Raw genomic sequence first — 20,880 nt, forward strand, 5'->3', positions numbered from 1 at the left:
TCTGTTCACGATCATGATACAAAAACTCGGCTGCGACACAAAAAATCTGAAGGAGGAACATGAGCATGAAAGTAACGCGTTTCGAACTTCTCGCGGCGCTGGTTCTGGGTTTGGCCGTGTCAGCCTGCGCAGCGGAAGTCCCCAAAAGCTCCAAGGATACCCTAATGTACGGCGTGAACGCCGAGGCCGCTTCTCTCGATCCGTCCACCAGCAAAGACACCGTCACTCACATGATGATGCTCCAGATCTACGACACGCTGGTCGCCGTCGAGCCTCAGGACTATACCAAATATGTCCCCGGACTGGCCACGGAATGGAATTTCAGCGACGACAGGACGGAGCTGATCTTCACGATCCGCGACGGCGTCAAGTTCCACAACGGCGACACGATGACCGCCGACGACGTGCTGTTTTCCCTGAACCGTTCCTTCGCATCCAGCTACTCCAGCGGCATCCGCGGCGCCATCAAGGGATTCGAGAAGATCGACGACCGTCATGTCAAGCTGCTCCTCAAGTATCCCTACGCGCCCATTCTCGAAGTCATGAGCAACCTCACCTTCGGTATCGTCAGTCAGCGCGCTGTGAAGGAGGCCGAGGCCAAGGGCGTCAACTTCGCCCGCAATCCCTGCGGCACCGGCGCTTATCGCATGAAGGAATGGAAGAGCGGCGATCAACTTGAGCTGGAACGCTTTGACGGCTACTATCGCGGCCCGGCGCCGATCAAGACCGTCATTTACAAGTTGATTCCCGATGCTGCCAGCGGCGCCATCGGCCTTGAGGACGGCAGTCTTGATTTCTATTATCTCCCGGCTCATACCGACTACGAATATCTCGGCACGCTCGACTCCCTTGCCACCATCACCTGCCCGGGAATCGGCATCCATCACATCACTTTCAACACCACCGACGGGATCTTCAAGGACAAGCGTCTGCGCCAGGCCGTCGCGTATGCGTTGAACCGCGACGACATCGTCATCGGCGGCGCCGAGGGTTACGCCGACCTCTGCAATGTCCTTTGCCCCGTATCCATCTTCGGTTATGACAAAGAAGCCACGTGGTATCCCCAGGATCTTGAAAAAGCCAGAAAACTTATGGCCGAAGCTGGCTATCCCGAAGGTTTCGACGTGGTCTTCAGCATGCAAGGTTCGGCGACTTACATGAATCCCGCCGAAGTCATGCAGGACCAGCTGCGCCAGATCGGCATCAACGTCACGTTCGACAAGATGGAGCGCGCCACTTACCTTGACATCGTCGCTGGCAAGCGTCAGTTCGTCGCCAGCCTGCGCATGATCAACGCTTCGGTTCGTGACGCCGACTATGTGCTCACCCGGCGCGTTCACAGCTCCATGATCGGCGGCGGCAACAACTACTCCGGCTACAGCAATCCCGACGTGGACAAATGGCTCGACGAGGCCCGTCAGGAGCAAGTTCCCGAAAAGCGCATGGAACTCTATCGCAAAATCTATGCCCAGCTGAAGGAAGACGTCCCGCTGATCCCCATCTATACCGACTACCAGAAGTTTTTTTTCAATAAACACCTCAAGGGCATCCATCCTCACCCCGTGTTCCGCTTCCCGGTCCACGAGATGTACTTCGACTAAACCTCGTCCATCGCAAAATCTGCGCTGAACAGAGAGGGCGCTGCGGACAGAATCGCAGCGCCCTCTCTGTAAAAATCACTTAATTTATGGGGGGAAAGTCATGTCGCGTTATATTTTTCGGCGGCTGCTGATGCTTGTTCCCGTTGTGCTTGGCGTGGCACTGTTCATCTTTGCCGTCATGGATTTCACGCCCGGAGACCCGGCCGTGATGATCCTCGGCGAAGGAGCCACCGAGGCGGAATACGCCGCTCTGCACGCTAAGCTGGGATTAAACGATCCGCTGTTGGTCCGTTACGCGCGTTACATCTGGAACGCGCTGCACGGTGATTTTGGCGTCTCTTACCGCACGGGGCTGCCCGTGTTTCAGGAAATCGCCTCGAGGCTGCCCTACACGTTCGTACTGGCCGTCGTGAGCACGATCATCGCCGTCACGATCGGTTTGCCGGTGGGCGTCTTCTCAGCCGTCAAACAGTATTCCCTGGCCGATAACTTCGCGCTTGGCTGCGCATTGCTGCTCACTTCGATGCCAACGTTCTGGCTGGCCATGATGCTCGTGCTCGGATTCTCGCTGAAGATGCGCTGGTTGCCAGCTATGGGCGTTACGGGGTGGAAAAATTTTATCCTGCCGGCTATCGCCACGGCTTCAAGCAGCACGGCTTCGTTGCTGCGCATGACCCGCTCGACTATGCTCGAGGTCATTCGCCAGGACTACATCCGCACGGCCCGCGCCAAGGGCGCCAAAGAAAGTCGCGTCATCTTCGATCACGCACTGCGCAACGCCCTGTTGCCCGTGGTCACGCTGATCGGCGTTAATTTCGGCGTCGCCCTCGGCGGTACGATCGTCATCGAGCAGGTTTTCGCCATTCCCGGGCTTGGACAGCTGATGGTCAATGCCATTCGCACCAAGGACACGCCCATGGTCATCGCCTCGCTGTTGTTTACGGCCGTGATCGCCTCGTTGATCAATCTGTTGGTGGACATTCTCTATGCCTATATCGATCCACGGCTGAGAGCCAAATTCACCGTCGCCAAGAAAAGGAGGGTGAGCGCATGACCGCCGCAAACGCGCAGAAAATTTCCGTCGAGAACCGGCTGCGCCAATACAAGAAAAAGAGCCAGATGCGCACCATCTGGAACCGTCTCAAGAAAAACCGCCTTGCCATCTTCGGTCTGGCGCTCTTTCTAGTGATGCTCGCGGTAGTCAGCACCGCCGACATCTATTACAACTATGAGCAGGACGCCATTGCCCAGCATCTGTCGCTGCGCTTCAAGGGCCCCGGACAAACGGCCGGCCACCCGCTGGGGACCGATCAGTACGGCCGCGATGTGCTGGCACGCGTCATTTACGGCGGCCGCATTTCCATGTTCGTCGGCCTCGCCACGATCTGCGTGTCTCTGTCGCTGGGATCGCTCATCGGCGCGACGGCAGCTTACTACGGCGGCAAGGTAGACAACATCCTCATGCGCATTATGGACGTGTTTCTCGCCATCCCGAACATTCTTATGGCGATTACGCTGGTGGCGGCTTTCGGCACAAGCCTGCTGAACCTGATCCTCGCCATGGGGCTGGCCGGAACGCCGAAGATGTCGCGTATCGTCCGTTCGTCGGTGCTTTCCATCATCGGCACCGATTATATCGAAGCGGCGCGCGCCTGCGGCACTGGCGACATGCGCATCATCTTTCGTCATATTCTGCCCAACGCCATGGGGCCGATCCTCGTTCAGGCTACGCAGACCGTCGCCCGTTCGGTCATCACGGTCTCCTCTCTCAGCTTCATCGGTCTCGGCATCTCCGAACCCACGCCCGAATGGGGCGCCATGCTTTCGGCCGCCAAGAGCCAGCTTCGCTATCATCCCTATCTGGCCGTATCGCCCGGCATTGCCATTGTCATGGTCGTTGTTTCGCTGACGCTTCTCGGCGACGGTCTGCGCGACGCCATGGATCCAAGGCTGAAGAATTAGCGCAGGAGGGCAAAAACAATGGCAGACAAACTTCTTGAAGTCACAGACCTGCACGCGATGTACCGCACCGACGACGACAACGTTTACGCGCTCAACGGCGTCGACATTTCCGTCGAAAAGGGAAAAACTCTGGGGCTTGTGGGAGAAACCGGCGCCGGCAAGACGACACTGGCGCTCTCGATCTTGCGGCTGTTGCCGGACCGCGTCGGCTTCGTCACCCAGGGCGACATCAAAATGAACGGCGTCGAACTGCTCAAGCTGTCGGAGCCAGACATGCGCCTGCTGCGCGGCAACGACATTTCCATGATCTTCCAGGATCCGATGACCAGCCTCAACCCGATCCACACCGTCGGCGACCAGATCGCCGAGGTCATCGCTCTGCACAACGAGCATGCCGACCGCAGTTTCATCGAGAAAAAAACGAACGAGATGATGGAGATGGTCGGCATTCCCGCTATCCGCAAAAGCGAGTATCCGCATCAGTTTTCAGGCGGCATGAAGCAGCGCATCGTTATCGCCATCGCTTTGGCCTGCAACCCCAAGCTGCTGCTGGCCGACGAGCCGACGACGGCGCTCGACGTCACGATTCAGGCTCAGGTGCTGGAGATGATGAATCAGCTCAAGCAAAAACTGGAAACGTCGATGATCTTGATCACCCACGATCTGGGCATCGTCGCGCAGATCTGCGATCAGGTAGGCATCATGTACGCCGGCGAAGTGGTGGAGATCGGTACGGTCGAGGATATTTTCGAGGGCACACAGCACCACCCCTACACAGTCGGGCTTTTCGGCGCCATTCCCAATATGGCCGAGGAGTCGCCGCGGCTGCATCCCATCGACGGGCTGATGCCCGATCCTTCAATCGTGCTGCCCGGCTGTCCGTTTGCCGAGCGCTGTCCGCACCGCTTGGACAAATGCCAAGAAGAACGTCCGCAAGCCGTCCCCGTCAACAGTGGCATGCACCGTATCAAATGCTGGCTGGCCAAGGCCGTTCGGGAGGGATAGAACATGACGACGCCTCTGATCCAGACCAAAGGTCTGAAGAAATATTTCAGCACCCCTCACGGGTTGCTGCATGCCGTGGACGACGTGAACATTTCCATCGAAGCGGGACAAACGCTCGGCGTCGTCGGCGAGTCAGGCTGCGGCAAGTCCACGCTGGGGCGTGTGATCCTGCGGCTCATCGAGGCCACTTCAGGCGAAGTGCTTTTCAATGGTGAGAACATTCTCGCTTACACGCCACATCAGATGAAAGACATGCGCAAACAGATGCAGATCGTTTTTCAGGATCCTTTCGCCTCGTTGAATCCCAGAATGACCGTCTCGGAACTGATCGCCGACCCGATGAAGGTCTGCGGCACCTGCAAGAACAATAACGAGATGATGGAACGCGTCTTCGAGTTAATGGACACTGTGGGATTAGCGGAACGCTTCGTCAATACCTACCCCCACGAGATGGACGGCGGCCGCCGCCAGCGCATCGGCATCGCCCGCGCGCTGGCGCTCGATCCCAAATTCATTGTCTGCGACGAGCCCGTTTCCGCGCTGGACGTCTCGATTCAGGCGCAGATTTTGAATCTGCTCATGGACTTGCAGGACAGCAAGGGGTACACCTACATGTTCATCACCCACGACATGAGCGTGGTCAAACATATCAGCGACCAGATCGCCGTCATGTACCTGGGTCAGTGCGTCGAGCTGGCGCCGACGAAAACGCTGTTCAACAATCCTCTACACCCTTACACGCACGGCCTGCTCAACGCTATCCCGATTCCCAGCCTCAAGCACCGCAAAACATTGCATATCATGAAGGGGGAAGTTGTTAGCCCGATCAACCCCAAGCCGGGCTGCCGCTTTGCTACGCGCTGCCCCGAAGCGACCGAAGAGTGCCGCAGCCCCGACCTGAAATTGCGCGAGGTTGAATCAGGTCATTTTGTGGCCTGTTTCAAGCGTTGAGAAAAAATTTGAAACATGCGTCACCGCTCAAACGCCCAGAAACGCAGGGCAAATTAAAAAGTTCTCTGCCCCGTCGCGCGTTCGCGCCTTGGCAACGAAATTCATTCCCTGAAGAAAAGGAGCTACTCGTCATGAGACGTTTTCCGATCATCAACGTTGAACCCGGCACGCCTTACGAGATGGGTTTTCACTACGGCCGGCAGGCGACCGATCAGATCAGGAACGGACTGGCTGACTATCGTACCATTTTTGCCCAGACCAGCACGATGGCCTGGGAGGAGATCGGCACCTATGCGCTTAGCTACACGCCTGCCGTCAAGGCCGTTGATCCCGATCTAATCGACGAGGTGCGCGGCATCGCCGACGGCGCCGGCGTCAGTTTTGCCGACATCATGATTCTGAACACGCGCTACGAGATCACCAAGTTTCCCAAACCACACGAGTGCACATCCTTCGCGCTGCTGCCAGAGGCCACGAAAGACGGCGTCGCCTATGTGGGGCAGAACTGGGACTATCGCGTCGGTATCCTCGATCACATCGTCATCGTCCACTACGCCATGCCGGACGGCACGCGGATCGTCGGCGCAGCGGAGGCCGGCCAAGTGATCCGCAACGGTTTCAACAGCCACGGGATCGGCCTGTGCGCCAACAATTTACAGTCAAAGGGAGACAACCGCGGCACGGCGCTGCCGGTCACATTCCTGCGCCGCAAGGTACTGCAGAGCCGCAGTTTCGAAGAGGCAAAGAAGCTCCTGCTGGAGACGAAGCGCACCGTGTCGAATAATTTCATGCTCGGCTCCGCCGAAGGTCGTGCGCTGGACTTCGAAACCTCGCCGCTGGGTACTGATCTGATCGAGCCCGCAAACGGCATTCTCACCCACGCCAACCACTTCGTCGTCGAGCCCGCCAAGGAAGCCCTGGAACGCTCTCCGCGCGGCGATCGGCTTTACGAACTGCTGGCGCAGAGACGCGGCTCTATCGACGTGCCCTGGATCATCCGTTGCCTCAGCGATCACGAAAATTATCCCAAGGCCATCTGCCGCCATCCTGCCGACACGTCGCTGCCCATGCCCCGTCGCAGCAGCACCGTAGCTGGCATCGTTTACAATCTCAGCGAAGGCGTGGCGCACATTTGCGCTGGCCCAAGCTGCGAAAACGAATTCGTCGCCGTGCCGCTTTAAAAGGAGAAGCCTCGTGACAGACAAGGAAAAAGCGCTGCGCTACGTCGACGAACATTTTGACGAGATGGTCGCTGAACTGACTCGTGCCTGCGCCTGCGCTAGTTTCGCCGGCAATCCGGCCGGATTGGACGCGATGCGCACGGCGCTTCAGGACGACCTGAAAAGTTCCGGTCTGACGCCGACCCTCCACCCCGTAGAAGACGGCAACGCGCTGATCAGCGCCGGGCTCTCCGGCGACAGTCCCCGCACACTGCTGTTTTACAATCATTACGACGTCGTCGAGCCAGGCAAGACCGAACACTGGACAAACAAAGCGCCCTTCAAAGCCGACATCCGCGGCGGCAAAATATACGCCCGCGGAGTTTCCGACGACAAAGGCGGACTTTATTTCCGCCTCCACGCCGTGCGCGCCATGATGAACGCCAACGGTCATCTGCCCGTCTCCGTCAAGTTTCTCGTCGAAGGCGACGAAGAGACCGCCAGTCCGTCCATGACACGCTTCGCTCAGGCAAACACTGAAAAGTTCAAAGAATTGACAAAGGCCGACGTGTGTTTGTGGGAGAACGGACGTGTCGACGCCGCCGGCCGTCCTTGGCTGAGATGCGGCGTGCGCGGCGCCGTGGCCTTCGATCTGCGCGTCACGACCGCGAAATCTGACGTACACGGCCGCATGGGTGCAGCCGCCCCCAGCGCTTCGTGGCGCCTCATCTGGGCTTTGGCTGCGCTCAAGGAGATTGGTACCGAAAAGATCGCCATCGACGGCTTTTACGACGACGTCCTCCCCGCCTCCGAAGCCGATCTGCAGGTGCTGCACGATTTTCCCTACGACGAGGCGCACACGAAAAAAAGTCTCGGCTTGAAAAGCTTTGTGCGCGGGGCCACGGGCGAAGAATTGAAGCGACAGATCTATCTTGAACCGTCGCTCTCCGTCTGTGGACTGGAGGCCGGCGAAGTGCACAACGGCGTGCGCGGCATCGTGCCTCACACGGCGTATGCGCGCCTCGGCTTCTATCTCGTCGCCAACCAGGATCCCGCCGATATTGAAGCCAAATTGCGCGCGCATTTGCGCCAACAGGGCTTCGACGACGTAGAAGTCACGCGCTGCGGCGGCGCCTCGCGCCCTGTCCGCACGCGTCCCGACCATCCCTTCCGCGCTCGCGCCGTCATAGCGGCCAAAAACGTTTACGCTCAGCCCATGGTGGTCGAACTGACTCAGCTTGGCGCCGGTCCCGCCGCCGTGTTTCGCGACGCGTGGCCGGATCTGCCCATTTTCGGTATCGGTCCCGCCAACACTAGCGGCAACCACCACGCGCCCGACGAGAACCTCGGCCTCGAAGACTACAAGAACTCTATCAAATACCTGATCGAACTCTGTTATTCCTACGTTCGTGATTAAAGTCCTCGCCAAAGGGACAGCGCGGTGGACACGGGGGACGTTCGCAGTCTGCATGCCCACTGCGCTGTCCCTGGCCTTTGACCGCACGAACAATCAGGTGACTCCGCTCGTCGTCGCCTGCTTTGCGGCCGTTGCCGGCGGCGTGTTCGGCGATCACTGCTCGCTTCTGTCCGACACAACCGTTCTTTTCTCCGCGGGAGCGGCGGCTGATCACATCGATCACGTCAAGACTCAGCTGCCTTATGCGCTCGTCTGCGCCGCGGCGGCTTCAGTCGCGTATCTCTTCGTGGGGTTCTTGATGGTATGATCCCGTCAGCGTTCCGTTAAAGAAAGGCCGGTCTCTTGGCTGAGGCCGGCCTTTTTCGTGCCAAACGGTTCTCCGCGCGCAAAATGCCGCTTCTTCCCGTCACACAAAGCGCCGTTCCGCACGGCGATCATGGCCGTCCGGGAAAGAGATAAAGCGGCGCCCACGCTCGGGAAAAAACGCCTTTTTCGCCTCGCGTGTGTTATGATATGAATGTTCTGAAAGACTTCTTGCATCTGTCTTTCGTCAATCCACCGCTGAGGAGTGGCTTTCATGAATGGTTCCATCGCGACAAAATTCAAGAAGTCCATCATGTTCCTCTTCAAGATCCTGATCGTCGTCACCGCCGTCGGGCTTTACATCGGCGGCTTCAAAATCTGGTACGAAGCGCCGCGCCTGATGTTCAAGGACAATTATGTCATCGGCGTGGTCTACCTGCTGGTGTTCTATACTCTCAGTTACTCATACGGGGCTTACCGTATCGGTATCCTGCGCCTGCGCGAGCTGGTCTATTCCTTCTCGCTGGCGCTGGTCATCGCCAATTTCACGGGGTACTCGCAGCTCAGCCTGATGCTGCACCGTTTCATCGCGGTGGGGCCGATGCTGCTGCTCACGTTCGCGCAAGTTCTGGCGGGAACGTTGCTTTACATCGCCGCCAACGCCGTTTATTTCGCCATCAATCCCGCCCGCGACGCGCTGGCCATCCTCGCCAATCCCGAGGACGACGAGCGCGTGCTGAGAAAATTCCTCAGCGAAAGCAAACGCTATCGCATCGTCCAATACTGCCACGAGAGCGACGGCGACGCGGCGGTGCAAAGCGCCATGGACGGGCAGCCGCTGGTGCTCATGCTCGGACACGGGCGGCCGGAGTTCCGCAGCATGGTGATCCGTCACTGCTACGAAACGGACAAGCGTCTGCTCATGGTCCCTAACGTGGACGAGATCTTCGTTCACAGCGCCGTACGCTGCCAGATCGACGACATTCCCGCCTTTCTGTTCCGCGGGCACCAAATGAGCAGCGAGCAGAAGCTCATCAAGCGCGCCATCGACATCGTCGGTTCGGCCGCGGCGCTGATCGCGCTCAGCCCGCTGATGCTGCTCGCCGCGCTGTTGGTCCGTCTGCACGATGGCGGACCGGAGTTCTACCGGCAGACGCGCGTCACCGAGGGCGGACGGCCGTTCCAGCTGTACAAGTTCCGCACCATGGTGCAGAACGCCGAAACCAACGGCGCCGAGATGGCGTCGAGCCACGACGGCCGCGTCACTCCCGTGGGGCGCTGGCTGCGCATGCTGCGCCTCGACGAGCTGCCGCAGCTGTTCAATATCCTCAAGGGCGATATGTCCATCGTCGGCCCGCGGCCGGAGCGTCCCGAGCTGATCGAGCAATATTGCCGCCAATACCCGGAATTTCGCTACCGTCTCAAGGTCAAGGCCGGTCTGACGGGCTACGCGCAGGTGTTCGGCCGCTACAACACGCTGTTCGAGGACAAGCTCAAGCTGGATCTGCTTTACATTCAGCATTTCTCGTTGATCTTCGATTTCTATCTGATAATTTCCACCGTCAAGGTGCTCTTCATGCCGTCAAGTTCGGCAGGCGTCGAGGAAAAAGATCCCGGCGGCAAAAGAGCGTAACGAGACAAGGCCCGGCGCCGGAAAAATTTTTCCGGCGCCGGGCCTTGTCTCGTTACGTAACCGATTTCCGCCGTTCCTACATTTTCCTCAGCGCGCTGACGACCGCTTCGATGGATTCGAGCGCGTCCTCGGGCAGTTCGTCGACGCCGCCTCCGGCGGTCTCGCGGCCGGCGATGAAGCGGGCGCGGTCTTTCATGCGGGCCATGAAGGCGGCGCGGTACTTTTCGTCTCCCAGGTCCATCCCGAAGCCCTCGACAGGCAGGTATTCGATGCCGGGAAGCCCCGTCGGCTCGAACTTCGCCGTGCCGTCGACGACGGCTTCGAGCGCGGCGAACGTGTCTTCCTTTTTCACTTTCCTGCCCATGAAGTCGCCGGTGTTGAGAACGTAACAGTCCACGCCGTCCTCGATCAGCGCCTTGAAGCGCTCGTAATCCATGGACAGCGGATAAGTGCGGAACGGATTGGCATAGCTTTCGATCACCAGCGCGTCGGGATCGACGCCTTTGGCCAGCTGCTCGGCCGAGGTGCGCTTGGTGGCCAGCGTGGCCCCCATCGTCGCAGCCAGCGAGGCGCCGGTGAGCTTGAGCATCGGCGGCAGCGTCGGATCCTTCATCAGCCAGCAGATGGCGTTGAGCGGCTCGTCGATGCGGTCCACGCGGTTGGCCGTCCACAGGCGCGATTTGACGGCGCGGCCGTTGCCGTTGCGCACGTCCTCGGTGACGGCTATCGTTTTGCCGACGGCGTCGCGCGTGACGCCGCAGTTCTGCACCGTCAGCAGGTATTTGTTGTCCTCGCAGCCGATCGGGTAGTCCTGCAGCTTGTCGAAGTAGGTCGGCTCCATGGCGATGGCGTACTTTTCCCTTACGTTGACGACGAACGCATCGTCGTGCAGCACCATGATTTCGTACTTGCCGCCGTGCTTGGCGTGGGTGATGGTCGATTTGCCGGAACCGGAAAGGCCGAACACGGCCAGCACGAACTTTCCGCCGTCGCGGCGCGTGAAGCGCTTCAGCCCGCCGTGGCAGGAGGCGTAACCGTGGCGCGCGGCCGTGCCCCAGCCGAGCGTCAGCGTGCCTTTTTTGAACTCGCCGAAGTAGCGCATGCCGAGAATGGCCGCGCAGTTCTGCTGCGGCGAGAAGAAGGCCAGCCCGAGCGGAAAGTCGGGATGCGTCCAGTACGGATCGGAATAGACGAGGATGTCGCCTTCGCCGGGAATGACGCGGCTGCCGGCGTAGAATTTTTTCACTTCGTCGGTCATGAACTGGAAATTCAGCATCCAGCTCAGCAGGTTATTCTCGAAACCTTCGGGGATCAAAAGGCGGGCGCGGACGGTGAAGTCCTTGTCAAGCCCGACCACCGTTTCGGCTTCGTAAAAACGGCGGAAACGCCCCTGATAAACGGCTTCTCGCACGATCTTGCACAGCCCGGCCGTGTCCACGCCGGGCGTGCCGACAATGCGGCGGGCGGCCGCGGCGCGCCCGACGACGGCGCCGTCGTTGAACATCAACACGTTCGCACCCTTCGGCAGCCCTTGCGCCTCCGGCTTATACACGGGCATGCCGGTCAGTTCCAGCGTGCCGGGGCTGTTTTTGGCCAGCTCGTAAGCCTGAGCGACGCTTTCGATCTTCGTGACGTTGTTGCCGTAAAACGGCGTCTCGACGATGGTACGCACGGGCAAATCGTTGATTTTTTTGAAGAGTTCCGCGTTTTCGAAGCGCTCCAGTTCAACCATAAGATTCAGTTCCCCTCTTTTCCGTCATCTGCACATCTGCGGCTATAAGAATCTCTTGCATCATCTGATGCGTCTGCTTGCGATAACGCAAGAACTTCTTCCGTGTTTTACGAGTTTATAAAAAAATGCCGGAACAGTCAATTAAAATCTTATATTTCAACTATATTTTTCACAAACATTCTATTAATCTGTCTTTCTCCGTTTTTCCTCAAAATTCACCCCAACGGGTGATGTCTTTTCTTTCTTTTATCAGTATGTTATATTTAAACAGAATTCCCGCGAGGGATCGTTTCACGCGATCCGACAGAAGCAAATATTGTTGTTTTCGCTAATGCGTCCGGACATCTTTGCCGTTATGCTTTTTACTAAGCAACAAAATTTGCGTTGAAGGAAGTCCTCGTCATGAAACGGTTCTGCCGCACCACCGCTTTTCTCTTGATCCTGCTGACGCTGGTCGTCGCCTTTGCGCTCCTCGGAGCGGTCGCGAGCCGGGCTCAGTTTCTCAACACCATGTGTTTTTGAAGCCTTAATTTTGGGGAGGTATCCATTATGAATCGCAAAGTCCTTCGTTTCACCCTCGCCGCGCTGGCAGTGCTGGCGCTGGCGGCCACGGCCGTCGCGGCGCCGCTGCGGAAGAACCGGGCCATCGCCGTCATCCTTTACGATGTCGAACCCGGCACGCGCTACACGTCGCTGTCCAGCTGGAACTACTACGGCGGCATGAGCTACACGCACTACGCCTCGGCCGTCCGCGGCGCCGCCCTGGCGACGGAGACGATCCGCAGCGCGCTGGTGAAAAACGGCTACAAAGTCGTCAGCGATCAGGTCACTGCCCGCATCGTCAAGGCCCAGCCCAAACAGCCCGGCCCCGGCGCCGTCAAGAAGATCAGCCGCGCGCACGGCGTCAGCCAGTATGTGGACGGTACCGTGGAAGTGCTGGACACGATCCGCAACGAGTTCGGCATGTACACCGGCTCGGCCGTCGTCATGGTGCATGTTTACGATTCTACGGGACGCACGATCTTCTCCGATTCCGCCATGGGCAAAGAAGTGGGCGCCACGCGCGACGAATCCGAGATCAAGGCCGTCAGAAAAGCGGCCGAAGAACTGGCCGAAAGGATCACCGGCGTGCCCGCCAATCCAAACGTCGCCGAGGGGGGCTTCTACGTCTTCGTCAGAGGTGCGCGCGATTTCAAGACCGTGCAGAGCGTGGTCACCGCCTGCAAAACGGTTTACGGCGTCACCTCCGCCCGCGCCGGCCGTTTCGACGGCGACTGGGCGCAGCTGGCCGTGTTCGGCAACTTCGACCTCAAGGAACTGCAGAAGGCCATCGTCGACAAAGTGCCCTACGCCCGCATCAACGACATCACCGACAGCACCTTGTACGTCGACATCTATTAGATCGAAGGGAGTCCCCAGACCATGAAAAAATCGTTCAAAATCCTGCTGGCGCTTTGCGCCGCTCTGTGCCTCGCCGCGCCGTCTTTGGCGGCCTACACGATCTCCGTCGAGACGTTCCGCAACAGTTCCGGCCGCCACGTGCCCGTCGATTCCATCATGGACATGATGATCACCGAGCTCGTCAACAGCGGCACATTCCAGGTCGTCGAGCGCGACCGCCTCGACGTGATCGCCCGCGAGCAGCGCATGGGACAGTCCGGCTTGATCGACAGCAACACCGCCTCGCGCACCGGCCGTCTTGCCGGAGCTCAGTACATGATGACCGGCGCCGTGACCAAGTACAGCGCCAGCGACACCGCCGGAGGCGGCATCATCGGCGGCGGCAGCAGCCTGATCGGCGGCCTGATCAACACCAACACCGCCTACGTCACGCTCGACGTCAGGATCGTCGACACCACGACCGGCGCCATCGTTTACGCAGGACGCGCCGAGGGCGCCGGCACCAACGTCCTCGGCGGACTGCTGAGCCGCTACGGCGGTTTCGGCACCGGCCGCAGCGGCGGCCAGCTGGCAACGGCCACGCACAAAGCCATCACCAAAGTGATCGCCAACCTCCGCGCCGCGATCGGCGCCGGCGCCGCTCCCGGCAGCGCCGAGGGCTTCCACGTGCTCGAAGCCAAAGGGGCGCGCAATGTCACCATTGACGCCGGCACGGCCACCGGCGGCGCCCGCAAGGGACAGTATTACGCCGTGTACCGTGAGGGCGAAGCGATCCGCGACCTTCACGGCAACGTGCTTGACGCCGAACATTACTACGTCGCCGTGATCCAGGTCATCGACGCCCGCCCCCAATATTCCAAGGCCAAGATCGTCCGCGGCGGCGGGCTCAGACGCGGCGACGGCATCGAGCCGATCCGCAAGCCCGACGACGTCAAGCTCGATTACGAATAGCTTCTTCGACGCGCGATAACCTGCGCTCCCCCCAGAGCGCAGGTTGTTTTTTACTCCGAGGAGGATTGTCAATGAAAAGAATGAGAACTCTGTGCGCCGCCGCGCTTTTGATGTCGTGCGTCCTGCTCTCCCCCGCCGCGGCCGTGATCCGCATCGGCGTCGACCGCTTCAGATCGGGAGCGCCGGGCGTCTCGCCGGACGTCGCCGACGCGCTGACGGAAATGTTCATCACCGAACTTTCCAATTCCGGTTCGTTTCAGGTCTACGAACGCACCGCCCTCGAAAAAGTGGCCCGCGAGCAGCGTCTTTCCATGTCGGGACTGGTGTCCGAAGATACGCTCGTCAAAGTCGGCCGCCTCGCCGGCGTGGAATGGATCATCACCGGCGCCGTCACCCAGTTCGACGAGCAGCAGACCGGCGGCGTACTGCCCATCCACAACTTCGGTCTGGCCGTCGGCAGCAACGTCGGCACCGTCACGCTTGACGTCCGTACCATCGATACCGCCACCGGGGCCATTACCGCCGCCCTGCGCAAAACCGGAGCGGCCAGCCGCGCCATCGCCGGCGCCGTTTACGAAGGTACCGTGATCGGCACGACGCAGTACGGCGGCGTCGGTTCGCAGGCCGCCATGAAAGCCGTCAAGCGCGTTGTGCGCGAGCTGGAGCGCCGCATCGGCGGCGTCGCGTACCACGTCATCAAAGTCACGCCGCAGCGCGCTCTCATCGACATGGGTTCCGCCAAAGGCGCGGCCAAAGGGCAGCTCTACGGCGTCTACGAAGAGGGCGAACCGATCCGCGCCATCGACGGTTCCATCATCGACGCGGAGAAAGTCTATCACGCCCTCGTTAAAGTCGTTGAAGTCAAGCCGAACTACAGCCTCTGTGCCTACGTGAAGGGCAAGGGCGGCCCCGCTTCCATCCGCGTCGGCGACCTGCTCGACGAGATCGACCCCGGCGAGAGCGCGCGCAGTCTGCCCGTCACCGCCGAACGTCTCGTCCCCGACGCGCCCGCTCCCGTGATTGCCGGCAGCGAAACCCCGCCCGAACCGACGGTCCCCGACGCCCCCCTGCCTCCCAAAAGCGACAAGACCGGCAAGATCTCCGTACCGGGCCAATACGCCGACGAAGGCGGTCCCGTCTTCAAAGACAATCCGCCCGTAAATGTGAATAACTGCACGGATGACCGACTGTTCACTGCCTACAACATGCCGGCCAACCGTCTCTCGAACCTGCGCATCATCTACCGCAACGGGCAACGATCCTACAAGGCCGGCCAGTACCGCAGCGCTTACTCCATGTTCAACCGCAGCGCCCGCGAGAACAGCTTCGACCTGCTCAACACCTACTGGGCCGGCATGTCGGCGTTGAAGTGCGGCGACAAGAAGAACGCCCGCAAATGTTTCGACGCCGCCCTCGCTGTCAACCCTAATTACCAGCCCGCTCAGAAAGCTCTCAAACAACTCGAGTAACGCGGATTTCCGATAAAACTTTTTCATCGAGAATCAGCATCGCGTTTGGCGGACGCGTTTCTGCGCCCGCGTTTTACGCTTTCTCGTTCATCGTCATATACCGGCCGATCACGTCGCCGACGACGGAATCGAACCAGCCTGACTTACCGATCCCGGCGCCGCTGACACAGCCCGCCGTATGACCGTTTCTGGACTCTTGACCTGAAGGGCGCTCAAACCTTTATAATGAGTCAACAGAGGCAAGGCAACGCACAAAGGCCTTCCCGGCAGAGGTCTCATTATGAAAGGAGATCCCAAATATGAAAAATCCGTACGCGCTGATGATCGGTCTGGCCGCGCTGGCGGTCCTCTGGGCGCTGCCCGCGGCGGCGAAGCCGACGAAGGAGAAGACGCTGATCGTTTTCTATTCGTGGGGCGGCAACACGCGCGACATCGCCCGCACCATCCAGAAGAAGACCGGCGCCGACATTTTCGAAATAGAGCTGGTCAAGCCCTACTCCGACGACTACAACACCGTGCTGAAGGAGGCTCAGCGCGACCAGCGCGCCCAAGCCCGGCCGGAGATCAAGGGCAAAGTCGCCGACATGGCGAAGTACGATACGATCCTGCTCGGCTACCCCAACTGGTGGGCGTCGATCCCCATGCCGATCGCCACGTTCCTCGAAAGCTACGACTTCGCCGGCAAGACGGTGTCGCCCTTTTGCAGCAACGGCGGCGGCCGCCTCGGCCAGAGCGTTTCCGCCATCACCAAGCTGATCCCCGCGGCCGTCGTGCAGAATCCGCTTTCCATTTACTACGACGGCGGTTCCTCGCTGAGCGCCGACCTCGACGCCTGGCTGAAGAAGAACGGATTTTAGGTGAGCGCCATGAAGAGCACGCTGATCCTGCTGGCGCTGCTGGCGCTGAGCGCGAAAGCCGCGCTGGCGGCACCGCAGGGCGAAATGATCCTGATCAAAGGCGGTACGTTCACCATGGGCAGCCCCGAGGACGAGCCGTGGCGCGAGAACGACGAACGCCAGCACCGAGTGACGGTGAGCGACTTTTACCTCGGCCGCTGCGAGGTCACTCAGGAGGAATACAAGGCGCTGACGGGGGCAAATCCCAGCCATCACACCCGCGATGCAGGTCTGCCCGTGGAGACCGTCAGCTGGTACGACGCCGTGAAGTTCTGCAACCTGAAGAGCGCCGCGGAGGGGCTGACGCCAGCATACGCGATCGACGGCGAAAACGTGACCTGGAACCGCGCCGCGAACGGTTACCACCTGCCCACCGAAGCCGAATGGGAATACGCCTGCCGCGCCCGCGGCGCCGGGCCGTTCAGCATCGTGCCGTCGCCGTCGTGGACCGACGCCAACTACTACGGCCATTACCCCTACAACATCGAGCAGAATTATTTCAGCACGGAAAAGCTGGCAGTGAAGCCCGGCACCTACCGCGGCGGCTCCATCCCCGTGGGCAGCTTCAAGCCTAACGCGTTCGGCCTCTACGACATGCACGGCAATGTCAGCGAGTGGTGCTGGGACCGCTACGGCGCCTACCCGTCCGCCGCGCAGACCGACCCCGCCGGCCCCGAGAAGGGGACTGCGCGCGTCTGCCGCGGCGGCGGCTGGAACGATTTCGCCAAACACCTGCGCAGCGCCTACCGTTCGTCGCAAATGCCTGACGACGCGTTCCGCAGTCGCGGCTTCCGCCTCGCCCGCAACAAGTAATACTACTTCTTGATAAAAGCATTAACATGGTTTGCCGGGCGCTGCGAGGGAGTTCAAGTTCAGTTGCTCAGAACTATCTCGACTGCTACGCAGTCCGCGCAGCTCGCGTTGTGAATCTCCCCCGCAGCGCCCTTAGGTCTAGCCTTTTAATTGAGAAATAGTATAAAACAAGGAACGAGTCCGGAGCATTTTTTCCGCGCAAACGAGAACGTTCCGTCTGAAACATTTCCAACGGCAAGGGCCGGCGAGCGTGCTCGCCGGCCCTTGCCGTTGCTCTTGAGTTTTCTGCCCGCACCCAATTTAGAAGTACAGCTCGTATTCCTGCGGCGTCGGGGCGTTGTAAACGTAGGCCGCCTCTTCGCGCTTGACCTTGATCCACTGCTCGATGAGCTGCTCGGGAAAGACGGGCCGCAGATAGGCGTGATCCTTTTCCAGACCGTCGAGCACGGCGCTCAGATTGAGCGGGAAGATCTTTTCCTGTAGGATCTCGGCGCTGTTCATGCCCAGCGCCACGGGGTCGAGCTGGGCGGCGATGCCGTCGCAGCCGGCCATGATCATACCGGCCAGCATGAAGTAAACGTTGGCCGAGGCGTCGCCGGGGCGGTACTCCACGCGCGTGCTGTCCTTCTTGAGATAGCTGGGAATGCGCACGGCGGCGCAGCGCGAGCCCTTGGCGAACGTGGCGCTGACGGGCGCTTCGAAGCCGGGCACGAGGCGGCGGTAACTGTTGGTGCTGGGATTGGTGAACGCCAGAAGACTGCCCGTCTGACTGTGGGTCAGCAGCCCCGCCGTGTAGGAAAGGGCCAGCGGCGACAGATTGGCGACGCCGTCGCCGGGGAAAAGGCTTTTGCCGTCGCGGGTCAGAAATTGGTGCACGTGCATGCCGCTGCCGGAAACCTTGTTCATCGGCTTGGGCATGAACGTGGCGAAGATGCCCATCTCGCGGGCCACGGTGCGGATGATCCACTTGGCCAGCGTCACGTCGTCGGCCGTCTTCTCGATCGACGTGAATTCCAGCTCGATCTCCAGCTGGCCGGCGGCCACCTCGTGATGATGATACTTCACCGGCACGCCGGCGATCCCCATCAGCTCCACCGTCTTGTCGCGGAAATCGCGGTAGCGGTCCTCGGGCGAGACGCGGTGATAGCCGTCGAACAGGCCGAAACGCGGCGCGCTGCTGAAATCGTCGCCCAGCCCCTCGGCGGTGGCGACACTGTAGCCGACGCGGTTAGGCTGGATCGTGTACTCCACCTGATCGAACGCGTAATATTCCAGCTCCACCAGCATTTTGGCGTCGTCAGCGATCTTCTTGTCGCGCAGATATTTGGCGGCGTTTCTGACGACGTTGCGCGGGTACTGCTCGAAGGGGATGCGTTCGTCGGTGGCGGAAACGACGTCGCAGAACACGTGCACGGTGTTGAACTCGCCGCGCTGTTCCAGCAGCGCCCGGCTCATGTCGGGAACGGCCACCATGTCGGAATTGCTGACTTTGGCGTAGCCGTAGTTGGAGCCGTCGAAGCCGATGCCGTCGCGCAAAACCTTTTCAGTCGCGTACTCGCGGGGCAGCGTCACCGAACGCAGATTGCCCCTCAGGTCAATCATCATCAGGTTCAGAAAGTTCACTTTCGACCAGTCGCCATTGAACGTGCTCAGATTCATGATTATCACTCCTTTTCATCTTTCTTCACTTTTCGGCTCGGCCGCAGCCAGCCTTCAGCAAAAATCCCGCCGGAAGTTCTCTCAGACGCATCACTTTATAAAAAATTAATAACTATCAATTAACGCCAAATTATCATAAAGGACGATTCACGTCATTAACAAAAAACGACCAATTTTTCTGTTTTAATGTACCGTATTACTGCAAAAACAATCACTTTTTCGCAGGTGATTTTTTTTGAACAGCAGTTCCGAACAAAAAAAGTCCCGCATCGTTTTTCAGGCGTTTTATGCCTGCATGCCCTGCGCGACAAAAAAGCGCTCCGAGGAGTTTCTCATTCCCTGCGAGAAACTCCTCGGAGCGCTTTTTGCATATTTTTTAAATGAACTGTCCCCAAGGACTCTCCCGCGCCGACGCAAAATCTATTCGGGCAGCCCGCCCATGTCGGCCCAGGAAAGAACAATACGTTCGGCCAGTTCACCGGCACGGCGCAGATCGTCGAGCACGATCCGCTCGGAAATGCCGTGATTGCCGCTGTATCCCGTGGCAACGCCGACGACGCCAATCCCGGCGGCGTTGAAAACGTTGGCGTCCATCCCTCCGCCGCCGCCGTTGACCTGCGCCTCCGCGCCCATGTCGCGCAGAGCGGCCAGCGCCGCCTGGATCACCGGCGCGTCCTCGTCGAAGCTGAAACTTTCGTATTGCGGCGTCACCGTCGTCTTGACCGCGGCGCCGGTTCCCGAGGCTGCTTCCCGGCAGTGCCTCTCGAAATATTCCACATAGGCGGACAAAGCCGCGTCGTTGCGGCTGCGCATTTCGCCCCGGCAGACAGCGTAGGATTGGACGATGTTGGTGACTTTGGTGCCGCAGTCCAGCACGGCGAAGTTGGCCGTGCTCTCGGGATCGAGACGGCCGTCGCGGATCGTGGCGAGGATTTTCGCCAGCGCCGTCACGGCGTTGACGCCCTCTTCGGGGCAGTTGCCGGCGTGCGCCGCTTTTCCCGCCACCTCGACCGTCAGGCTCACCTGCCCCGGAGCGGCGCAGACGACGCGCCCCAACCGCCCGGGCGAGTCGAACGCGTAACCAACTTTGGCGCGCAGCCGGCTTGTGTCGAAAGCCTTGCTCCCCAAAAGCCCCGCTTCCTCCCCCACGGTGAAAAGATATTCCACGCGGGGAAACTTTTGTCCGCAGGCCTGCAGACGGCGGACGCTGTCGATCAGCGCCGCCACTCCCGACAGATCGTCGGCCGCCAAAATCGTCGTGCCGTCGGAAACGATCAGGCCGTCTTTGATCTGCGGCTCGATCCCCAGCCCATTGGCGACCCGATCCATGTGGGCGTTGAGCAGGATCGAGCCGGGCAGCCCGCCGTCGAGCACCGCCAGCAAGTTGCCCGCGTTGCCGCCGAAGCTGGCCCCCGCGTCATCCTCCTCGACCGCCAGCCCTAGCGCCTCAAGCTTGGCCTTTACCGCGTCGGCCACGCCTCGTTCATTCCCCGACGCCGCGTCGATCTGCACCAGCTCAAGAAAATCCTCAACGATGTCTTCCATCTATAAAGTTCCCCCTTCTCTGCCATCCTGTCAGCAGATCCTGTAGAATGTCGCAGTCTGCTCTGCCTGTTAACACCGCCTACAACGTCTTGCTCATATTGTAACACTGTACGAGAGCAGCTCTCCGTATGACACTCGCATCACTAAAATTTTTAAATATACATTATACAACTTGACAAAGCTCGATGAAGGAAATAACATGTTCGCAATAGAGATACGCAATATATCGTGTATTTTTAAGATGGTTATTTATATTGAAAGGGCAGGTAGATAGCAATGGACAAGAACAGCGACAAGTACATCCGCGAAGTAGACGCCGAGATCGCCGACATCATCGTCGAAGAGTACCGCCGTCAGAACCGCCAGATCGAGCTGATCGCCT

The 20,880-nt window shown here is 59.7% G+C and carries 17 protein-coding genes; 14 read left to right on the forward strand and 3 right to left on the reverse strand.

From position 1 onward, the window contains the following. Positions 1–65 precede the first annotated feature (65 nt). The 9 genes from FYJ74_RS06180 (at position 66) to FYJ74_RS06220 (ending at position 10,032) form a co-directional block, all read left to right on the forward strand. Entirely contained in the window at positions 66–1,601 is a 1,536-nt protein-coding gene (locus tag FYJ74_RS06180) for an ABC transporter substrate-binding protein (protein WP_195838827.1), read from the forward strand. Between the two features lie 100 nt (positions 1,602–1,701). Beyond that, entirely contained in the window at positions 1,702–2,655 is a 954-nt protein-coding gene (locus FYJ74_RS06185; RefSeq protein WP_154528706.1) for an ABC transporter permease, read from the forward strand. Further along, on the forward strand, positions 2,652–3,563 hold the full coding sequence (locus tag FYJ74_RS06190; protein ID WP_154528707.1) for an ABC transporter permease: 912 nt from the start codon (positions 2,652–2,654) through the stop codon (positions 3,561–3,563). Before FYJ74_RS06185 ends, FYJ74_RS06190 begins: the two co-directional genes overlap by 4 nt. A gap of 18 nt (positions 3,564–3,581) precedes the next feature. Next, the gene (locus FYJ74_RS06195; protein WP_154528708.1) at positions 3,582–4,568 is read left to right on the forward strand and encodes an ABC transporter ATP-binding protein; all 987 of its coding nucleotides are present in this window, start codon (positions 3,582–3,584) and stop codon (positions 4,566–4,568) included. A 3-nt stretch (positions 4,569–4,571) separates the two neighbouring features. Next, positions 4,572–5,519 (forward strand): ABC transporter ATP-binding protein, encoded by a 948-nt coding sequence (locus FYJ74_RS06200; protein WP_154528709.1) that lies wholly within the window; start codon positions 4,572–4,574, stop codon positions 5,517–5,519. 131 nt (positions 5,520–5,650) lie between these two features. Next, the gene (locus FYJ74_RS06205; protein ID WP_154528710.1) at positions 5,651–6,700 is read left to right on the forward strand and encodes a C45 family autoproteolytic acyltransferase/hydolase; all 1,050 of its coding nucleotides are present in this window, start codon (positions 5,651–5,653) and stop codon (positions 6,698–6,700) included. A gap of 13 nt (positions 6,701–6,713) precedes the next feature. After that, complete coding sequence (locus FYJ74_RS06210; RefSeq protein ID WP_154528711.1) at positions 6,714–8,096, forward strand: M20/M25/M40 family metallo-hydrolase; 1,383 nt, start codon at positions 6,714–6,716, stop codon at positions 8,094–8,096. Beyond that, a complete protein-coding gene (locus tag FYJ74_RS06215; protein WP_326830891.1) occupies positions 8,089–8,403 on the forward strand; it encodes a Na+/H+ antiporter NhaC family protein in 315 nt (104 codons plus the stop codon). The genes FYJ74_RS06210 and FYJ74_RS06215 overlap by 8 nt, the downstream gene beginning before the upstream one ends. Before the next feature lie 270 nt (positions 8,404–8,673). Continuing rightward, positions 8,674–10,032 (forward strand): sugar transferase, encoded by a 1,359-nt coding sequence (locus tag FYJ74_RS06220; RefSeq protein ID WP_154528713.1) that lies wholly within the window; start codon positions 8,674–8,676, stop codon positions 10,030–10,032. Positions 10,033–10,108: 76 nt separating this feature from the next. On the opposite strand, the gene FYJ74_RS06225 is transcribed toward FYJ74_RS06220, so the two are convergent. Continuing rightward, on the reverse strand, positions 10,109–11,764 hold the full coding sequence (locus tag FYJ74_RS06225; protein WP_154528714.1) for a phosphoenolpyruvate carboxykinase (ATP): 1,656 nt from the start codon (positions 11,762–11,764) through the stop codon (positions 10,109–10,111). Between the two features lie 549 nt (positions 11,765–12,313). On the opposite strand from FYJ74_RS06225, the gene FYJ74_RS06230 reads away from it, so the two are divergent. From FYJ74_RS06230 to FYJ74_RS06250, 5 genes are all read left to right on the forward strand, one after another. Further along, positions 12,314–13,165, forward strand: a complete 852-nt coding sequence (locus FYJ74_RS06230) for a hypothetical protein (protein ID WP_154528715.1) — start codon at positions 12,314–12,316, stop codon at positions 13,163–13,165. Between the two features lie 21 nt (positions 13,166–13,186). Continuing rightward, a complete protein-coding gene (locus tag FYJ74_RS06235; RefSeq protein WP_154528716.1) occupies positions 13,187–14,116 on the forward strand; it encodes a CsgG/HfaB family protein in 930 nt (309 codons plus the stop codon). Between the two features lie 71 nt (positions 14,117–14,187). After that, positions 14,188–15,585, forward strand: coding sequence for a CsgG/HfaB family protein (locus FYJ74_RS06240; RefSeq protein WP_154528717.1), 1,398 nt, complete (start codon positions 14,188–14,190; stop codon positions 15,583–15,585). A gap of 299 nt (positions 15,586–15,884) precedes the next feature. Then, positions 15,885–16,442, forward strand: a complete 558-nt coding sequence (locus FYJ74_RS06245; RefSeq protein ID WP_154528718.1) for a flavodoxin — start codon at positions 15,885–15,887, stop codon at positions 16,440–16,442. 9 nt (positions 16,443–16,451) lie between these two features. Continuing rightward, the gene (locus FYJ74_RS06250; protein ID WP_154528733.1) at positions 16,452–17,294 is read left to right on the forward strand and encodes a formylglycine-generating enzyme family protein; all 843 of its coding nucleotides are present in this window, start codon (positions 16,452–16,454) and stop codon (positions 17,292–17,294) included. Positions 17,295–17,594: 300 nt separating this feature from the next. Here FYJ74_RS06250 and FYJ74_RS06255 read toward each other — a convergent pair whose 3' ends face one another. Both FYJ74_RS06255 and FYJ74_RS06260 read right to left on the reverse strand, forming a co-directional pair. Next, positions 17,595–18,953 carry a glutamine synthetase family protein gene (locus FYJ74_RS06255; protein WP_154528719.1) on the reverse strand — a complete coding sequence of 453 codons (1,359 nt, stop codon included), beginning with the start codon at positions 18,951–18,953 and terminating at the stop codon, positions 17,595–17,597. A gap of 420 nt (positions 18,954–19,373) precedes the next feature. Further along, positions 19,374–20,498 (reverse strand): M20/M25/M40 family metallo-hydrolase, encoded by a 1,125-nt coding sequence (locus tag FYJ74_RS06260; protein ID WP_154528720.1) that lies wholly within the window; start codon positions 20,496–20,498, stop codon positions 19,374–19,376. Positions 20,499–20,880: the final 382 nt, after the last annotated feature.

It is taken from the genome of Pyramidobacter porci, from assembly GCF_009695745.1.
GTDB lineage: Bacteria > Synergistota > Synergistia > Synergistales > Dethiosulfovibrionaceae > Pyramidobacter > Pyramidobacter porci.

What these genes read in the sequence shown, in the direction of transcription:
- FYJ74_RS06180 (WP_195838827.1), top strand. Translation starts at nt 66, where the DNA reads ATGAAAGTAACGCGTTTCGAACTTCTCGCGGCGCTGGTTCTGGGTTTG.
- FYJ74_RS06185 (WP_154528706.1), top strand. Translation starts at nt 1,702, where the DNA reads ATGTCGCGTTATATTTTTCGGCGGCTGCTGATGCTTGTTCCCGTTGTG.
- FYJ74_RS06190 (WP_154528707.1), top strand. Translation starts at nt 2,652, where the DNA reads ATGACCGCCGCAAACGCGCAGAAAATTTCCGTCGAGAACCGGCTGCGC.
- FYJ74_RS06195 (WP_154528708.1), top strand. Translation starts at nt 3,582, where the DNA reads ATGGCAGACAAACTTCTTGAAGTCACAGACCTGCACGCGATGTACCGC.
- FYJ74_RS06200 (WP_154528709.1), top strand. Translation starts at nt 4,572, where the DNA reads ATGACGACGCCTCTGATCCAGACCAAAGGTCTGAAGAAATATTTCAGC.
- FYJ74_RS06205 (WP_154528710.1), top strand. Translation starts at nt 5,651, where the DNA reads ATGAGACGTTTTCCGATCATCAACGTTGAACCCGGCACGCCTTACGAG.
- FYJ74_RS06220 (WP_154528713.1), top strand. Translation starts at nt 8,674, where the DNA reads ATGAATGGTTCCATCGCGACAAAATTCAAGAAGTCCATCATGTTCCTC.
- FYJ74_RS06225 (WP_154528714.1), bottom strand. Translation starts at nt 11,764, where the DNA reads ATGGTTGAACTGGAGCGCTTCGAAAACGCGGAACTCTTCAAAAAAATC.
- FYJ74_RS06230 (WP_154528715.1), top strand. Translation starts at nt 12,314, where the DNA reads ATGAATCGCAAAGTCCTTCGTTTCACCCTCGCCGCGCTGGCAGTGCTG.
- FYJ74_RS06235 (WP_154528716.1), top strand. Translation starts at nt 13,187, where the DNA reads ATGAAAAAATCGTTCAAAATCCTGCTGGCGCTTTGCGCCGCTCTGTGC.
- FYJ74_RS06240 (WP_154528717.1), top strand. Translation starts at nt 14,188, where the DNA reads ATGAAAAGAATGAGAACTCTGTGCGCCGCCGCGCTTTTGATGTCGTGC.
- FYJ74_RS06245 (WP_154528718.1), top strand. Translation starts at nt 15,885, where the DNA reads ATGAAAAATCCGTACGCGCTGATGATCGGTCTGGCCGCGCTGGCGGTC.
- FYJ74_RS06250 (WP_154528733.1), top strand. Translation starts at nt 16,452, where the DNA reads ATGAAGAGCACGCTGATCCTGCTGGCGCTGCTGGCGCTGAGCGCGAAA.
- FYJ74_RS06255 (WP_154528719.1), bottom strand. Translation starts at nt 18,953, where the DNA reads ATGAATCTGAGCACGTTCAATGGCGACTGGTCGAAAGTGAACTTTCTG.
- FYJ74_RS06260 (WP_154528720.1), bottom strand. Translation starts at nt 20,498, where the DNA reads ATGGAAGACATCGTTGAGGATTTTCTTGAGCTGGTGCAGATCGACGCG.